The sequence below is a fragment of the Deltaproteobacteria bacterium genome, assembly GCA_009692615.1.
GTDB lineage: Bacteria > Desulfobacterota > Binatia > UBA9968 > UBA9968 > DP-20.
Genome location: SHYW01000186.1, coordinates 1 through 5,097 on the forward strand (window position 1 = coordinate 1; position 5,097 = coordinate 5,097).

The following is a 5,097-nucleotide window of genomic DNA, read 5'->3' on the forward strand; positions in this document are numbered from 1 at the left end:
GGCTCGCTGGTGATCAACGTCACCATCGCCCAATGGTTCGTGCGCAAACGCGGCCGCGCCATGGGCATCGCCAACCTCGGCACCGGCATCGCCAAGTTAAGCATCCCCATCGCCGCCGCCTCGCTCTTCGTCCTGGTCGGCTGGCGTTATACTTGGGCGATCTTCGGCGTCATCGCGCCGCTGCTGGTCGTCGCCCCGGCGCTGATCTTCGTGCGCCGCCAACCGGAAGATTTAGGACTCCGCCCGGACGGTGATCCACCAACACCCGACGCGCCAAAAATTGCAGAAGCAACTACTGGCAACACGCAAAAACAGACAGCGAAGAGTACGGATGAAGCGGTGTGGACCCGCGCCCAAGCGCTACGTCTACCGACCTTTTGGGTGCTGGTCGTCACCTTCGGCATCGCCAGCGTCGGCATCGCCGGCTTGAACTTGCATCTGTTTTCCTATGTCACCGATATCGGCTACACACCCATCGTCGCCGCCTCGTTCATGAGCACCATCGCCATCACCCAGTTGGGCTCGTCCTTGGTCTGGGGCATGCTCGCCGACAAGTTCGACATCAAAAAAGTTTCGTCGGTGCAATTCTTGATTCAAGCCGTCGGCTTGATCACTCTTTTCACCAGCCGGCAAATTCATTTCACCTACATCGGTTTTTTTCTCTACGGCACCGGCCTGGCGGGCAGCTTCGTTCTGCGCGAATTGATCTGGGCCAATTTCTTCGGCCGCAATTCCCTCGGCACCGTGCGCGGCCTGTCGCTGCTATTCTCCCACCTGTTCGCCGCCAGTGGCGCGCCGTTCTTCGGCTTCCTGCACGATCGCACCGGCAGCTACGATCTCTCGTTCACGATTTTTTCCTGCGCGCTGTTTACTTCGGCGTTCTTGGTGTTGTTGGCGAAGCGACCGCTAAGATGCGGCTAAACATCGCCTGGTTAATAGTCACAGCAGCCCCTTGCTCAGACTTGACTTCTCCGTAGGTGGTCGTCGTGTTAAATAATGGTGCTCAAACAATATAAGGCCTGCTGAAGGCTGGAGGGTTATTCCATGAACTTAGATCACGTTGAAGTCAATCCTGCATTCAAACATTGGGAGGAGCTTCTCAAAAAATGGATTGAGCTTAACAAAACAATCTACATGCAGGCCGGAAAAGAATACGCCGCCTATTCATTTCGTGAGCGGCCAAACGTGAGCGTGATTGCAGGAGCAGCGGTCGGGAGTGGATGGGCCGCACTAGAAGAATGTTGGGTTGAAAAGCACCGTACGTCAACGCCTACGAGAAAATACGAAGGTAGAGCGGACCTTTTGCTTTGGAAAGGCAAATACCACGAGAGAATTGAAGCAAAATTAACCTGTGACGAATTTCTACCGCTAAAACGAAAAATCAAGAAACGCCATCAATCATCAATAGAATCTGCTGTTAAACTCGGTAAGGCAACTAAAGGAAGAAACGTTGCTCTAACGTTCATAATTCCTCGGGTGCTAGCGACCGGCAAAGAAAATTTCAATACACAAATCTTGGATTTGATAGAACATTGCAGAGGCTTTTCCCCATCTATACTTAGTTGCACCTTCCCAGGTTGGGTTCCACGACTGGGCGGTGATCACAAAGAGAACGATCGCTTCAGTAAGGGTATTATCGTAATTGGCGACGTCGTATAGTTAGTGCACTCTACTCGATCCCGACAAACAACTCTTCCGGCGTCAAGCGCCGCTTGGTCAACCCCTGCTCGTGGCTGTAGAGCGCGAAGCGTTCGATGTTCTTGCGGTTCGCTTCAAGCCCGTTCTTCCATGGATCGAAGCTGCATAGCTGATTCTGCCGTTCCAGCTCTCGCCTTCCCCACATCACCATCGACCAGTTGGGATCGACCCAGCGTTGGGTGGCCTGCTGACGGGCTAGTTCGAAGATGTCGAAGAGCGCGTGCGGCAGCGCGGGATGTTTTTGAGCCAGCTCTTTTTTATATGCCAGCACATGCATGATCGGGAAGTAGCCTTCTTCGCGTAAGTAACGTTCTTCTTCGGCTTGCGGATCGGCGAACAACCGCGCCAAATTTTTGTTGCCGTCGCGGAACGGTTTGGGCAAACGCGACACGAACATCGCTTGGATGTTACCGTCGACGAATTCCTGCTCGATCTCGGCCATACTGCCACGGGTTTCGATTTTCAAATCGGCGGGCAACTCGACGTCGACCACCTCTTTGCCAGGCGTGACCCAGGTCACCGACTTACGGTCGACGCCGTAGAAGTGCGTCAGATCGCCCTTGGCGCGCACGCCCAAGGTATTTTGATAGCCGCTCAAGCCGATGCGCTTGCCAGCCAAGTCTTGCGGGGAAGAAATACCGCAGTTGACGTTCTTGTACATCTGCGACTGGCTGAACAGTCGGCGCGGAAACACCGGCACGGCGTGCACCGGCATACCTTGATCGATGGCGATGCAGTAGGACGAGAACGACAACTCCGCGGCGTCGAACTCGAAGTGCTGCAAGAACCGTTCATGGCGACCTTGCTGCGGATCGCACTCGATATATCCAATGTCGAGGTCGGGGTGCTGAATGCAACCTTCGAGCAAAGGCGCGTGCCGGTCATAGGAACCGAGAGCTAGGGTGATTTTGAGTTTGGTCATGGCCAGATGATTTATCGAACCACCGCTACTTCGTCAATGCATAACCGCGAACGCTACAAATGAAAACGGCCTAAGCACAACAATGCGCTTAGGCCGTTTGAGTTGAATTGCGATTTATAAATTAGGAATCGCGTTGTTTGATCTTTTCGAGCAGTCCTTGCACCGAAGAGCGGGCGATCTCGCGCTCGAACTGAGCGCGGAAGTTGCTAATCAAGCTGACATGCTCGATGACCATGTCATAGACGCGCCACTGGCCATTCACTTCGTGCAGCCGATAGTCGATGGCGGTATCGGACTTGCCGCCCACCACCAGCGATTCGACATTGGCGTAGCTACCGTCCCTAGTTTCTTTTTTGAACAAGACCTTCTCATCGCCCGACGCGCGCACGGTGCGGCCGTAAGTAACCAGCAAGCGGTGCGTCAACCCGTCGATGAACTCGCCCTGTTCCGCCGGCGCCAGAGTCTTCCAGTGGGACCCCAAAGAGCGCTTGGTCATCTCGGCGAAGTCGAAGCGGCCATGAATGAGCTTCAACGCTTTTTCGGGCAAACCGGTGCTGCGTAACTCCGCTACCGATGTCCTGACCATGATGGCGACAAACTCGTTGATCGTCGCACTAAGTTGCGCGGTCGCCTCCCCCGCGAAACTTCGCTGGGGCAACAGGGCCAACGACAGCAACATCACTAAAGTGGGTAATTTTCTCATAGTTTATGCGCAGCTCCCGTCAGAAAAGCAGATTATTTACCATAGGTCTCTGCTTAGACGCAAGAAACGTACAAAGGATTCGCCGCCAAGTCGCCAATTCTTGCGCAATCTCGCTGGCTTGTGCTGAGCGAGAAATTCTTTAAGATCGCCGCTAAAACGCCAAGCGAGGTTACTTTGTACTATTTTGCTTACGGCTCGAACTTGAATTGGCCGCAGATGCAGCGGCGCTGTCCATCGTCGAAGTTCGTCACCATTGCCAAACTTCCGGATTACGAATTTGGCATCACCCGCCACTCCCGCCTGCGCGATTGCGGCACAGCCAATGTTTTTCCGGTCAACGGCAGGGAGGTTTGGGGCGCGGTGTACGATGTCAGCGATGCCGACTTGGTGGTCATGGACGGTTTCGAGGACGGCTACCACCGGGAAATCCTATCGGTCTTAGCGCCGGACAGCGGCAGCCAGACGCTGCAAGTATTGGTCTACGTCGCCGCCATCGAGAAGAATGTTCCGCCGCCCAACCCGGAATACAAACGATTGATCCTCGAAGGCGCGTGCCATTGGCGCATGCCCGACTCCTACATCGCCATGTTGGAGACCATCCGTACCGGCGGCTGACGCGACTCCCGTCGACAACTACGCAACATTCGTTAGACATGCACCAGCCCCTGGGATAGGATCGCGACAAATAAATCCGCACGAAGGTCGCCATGCTTGAAGCCAACGATCTGCGCACCCAAGCCAGCACAATTTTTCGCCACCCACGCACACGCAAGATCGCCATCTGGTGCACCGGTATCGTCGTCGGGCTCGGCGTGCTGCTCGGTCTAGCCGCGCCACCGCTGTTGCGCGGCAAGGTCGCCAGCGAGTTGTCGAAGACTCTCCATCGCCCGGTGACCATCGAGCAGATCAAGATCAATCCCTACACGATGACGGTCGCCGTGCGCGGCTTTTTGATGAAAGAAAAGCAAGGCGACACCGCCGCGCTATCCTTCGATGAGCTGTTCGTCGATTTGGACATCCGCTCGCTGTTTCGTTTGGCGCCGGTAGTCCAAGAACTGCGCTTGACCAAACCCTATGTCAACTTGGTGCGCCAGGCCGACGGCAAGTATAATTTCCAGGACCTGATCGACGAATTCACCTCCGGCCCGTCCGGGCCAACGCCGAGTTTCGCCGTCAACAACATTCAACTCATCGACGGCAAGATCGATTTCGACGACCAGCCCGAACAGACCAAGCATGCCATTACGGCGTTGAAGATCGGCGTGCCGTTCATTTCCAGCTTGCCGACCTACGTCGACATCAAGGTCAAACCGGAGTTGGCCGCGGTGGTCAACGGCGCGCCCTTCCATCTCATCGGCGAATCGACCACTCCGTTCAAAGACGCCATCGAAAGCAAACTGAGCATCGATCTGGACAAACTGGAGATCGCCAAATATCTCGAATACGCGCCGGTGGCGCTGAATTTCCAGGTCCCGTCGGGGCAACTGAGCAGCAAGATCACGGCAAGTTTTAAGACCGCGCCGAAAAGCACGCCGGTGCTGGCCCTGTCCGGCAATTTGAACGTGAACGCGCTTGAGATGAAGCACAAGAGCGCTGGGCCGCTGCTCAAGCTGCCCAACTTGAACGTCGCGGTGGAGGCCTTCGAGGTCTTCGCCAACAAGTTGGCCGTGAAGTCGGTCAAATCCAACGGCCTCGAAATTCATATCGCCCGCGACCGCAAAGGCGAGATCAATTTCGCTAATCTAATCGCGCCGCCAGCCAAAGCCGCGCCGGC

General features: G+C 55.4%; 6 protein-coding genes. 4 read left to right on the forward strand and 2 right to left on the reverse strand.

Features of this window, described 5'->3' with window-relative positions; genetic code table 11:
- A partial coding sequence (locus tag EXR70_24930; protein MSP41740.1) for an MFS transporter occupies positions 1-921 on the forward strand: 921 nt, incomplete at its 5' end.
- Positions 922-1,044: 123 nt separating this feature from the next.
- Positions 1,045-1,659 (forward strand): hypothetical protein, encoded by a 615-nt coding sequence (locus EXR70_24935; GenBank protein MSP41741.1) that lies wholly within the window; start codon positions 1,045-1,047, stop codon positions 1,657-1,659.
- A 10-nt stretch (positions 1,660-1,669) separates the two neighbouring features.
- Here EXR70_24935 and EXR70_24940 read toward each other — a convergent pair whose 3' ends face one another.
- Together EXR70_24940 and EXR70_24945 are read right to left on the reverse strand one after the other, a co-directional pair.
- Positions 1,670-2,620: a hypothetical protein gene (locus EXR70_24940; protein MSP41742.1), complete on the reverse strand. Its 951-nt coding sequence runs from the start codon at positions 2,618-2,620 to the stop codon at positions 1,670-1,672.
- Positions 2,621-2,741: 121 nt separating this feature from the next.
- Positions 2,742-3,323, reverse strand: a complete 582-nt coding sequence (locus tag EXR70_24945; protein ID MSP41743.1) for an ABC transporter substrate-binding protein — start codon at positions 3,321-3,323, stop codon at positions 2,742-2,744.
- A 174-nt stretch (positions 3,324-3,497) separates the two neighbouring features.
- On the opposite strand from EXR70_24945, the gene EXR70_24950 reads away from it, so the two are divergent.
- On the forward strand, positions 3,498-3,938 hold the full coding sequence (locus tag EXR70_24950) for a gamma-glutamylcyclotransferase (GenBank protein MSP41744.1): 441 nt from the start codon (positions 3,498-3,500) through the stop codon (positions 3,936-3,938).
- A 92-nt stretch (positions 3,939-4,030) separates the two neighbouring features.
- Positions 4,031-5,097: DUF748 domain-containing protein (locus tag EXR70_24955; protein MSP41745.1), on the forward strand; the 1,067-nt coding region annotated here is incomplete at its 3' end.

What these genes read in the sequence shown, in the direction of transcription:
- EXR70_24935 (MSP41741.1), top strand. Translation starts at nt 1,045, where the DNA reads ATGAACTTAGATCACGTTGAAGTCAATCCTGCATTCAAACATTGGGAG.
- EXR70_24945 (MSP41743.1), bottom strand. Translation starts at nt 3,323, where the DNA reads ATGAGAAAATTACCCACTTTAGTGATGTTGCTGTCGTTGGCCCTGTTG.
- EXR70_24940 (MSP41742.1), bottom strand. Translation starts at nt 2,620, where the DNA reads ATGACCAAACTCAAAATCACCCTAGCTCTCGGTTCCTATGACCGGCAC.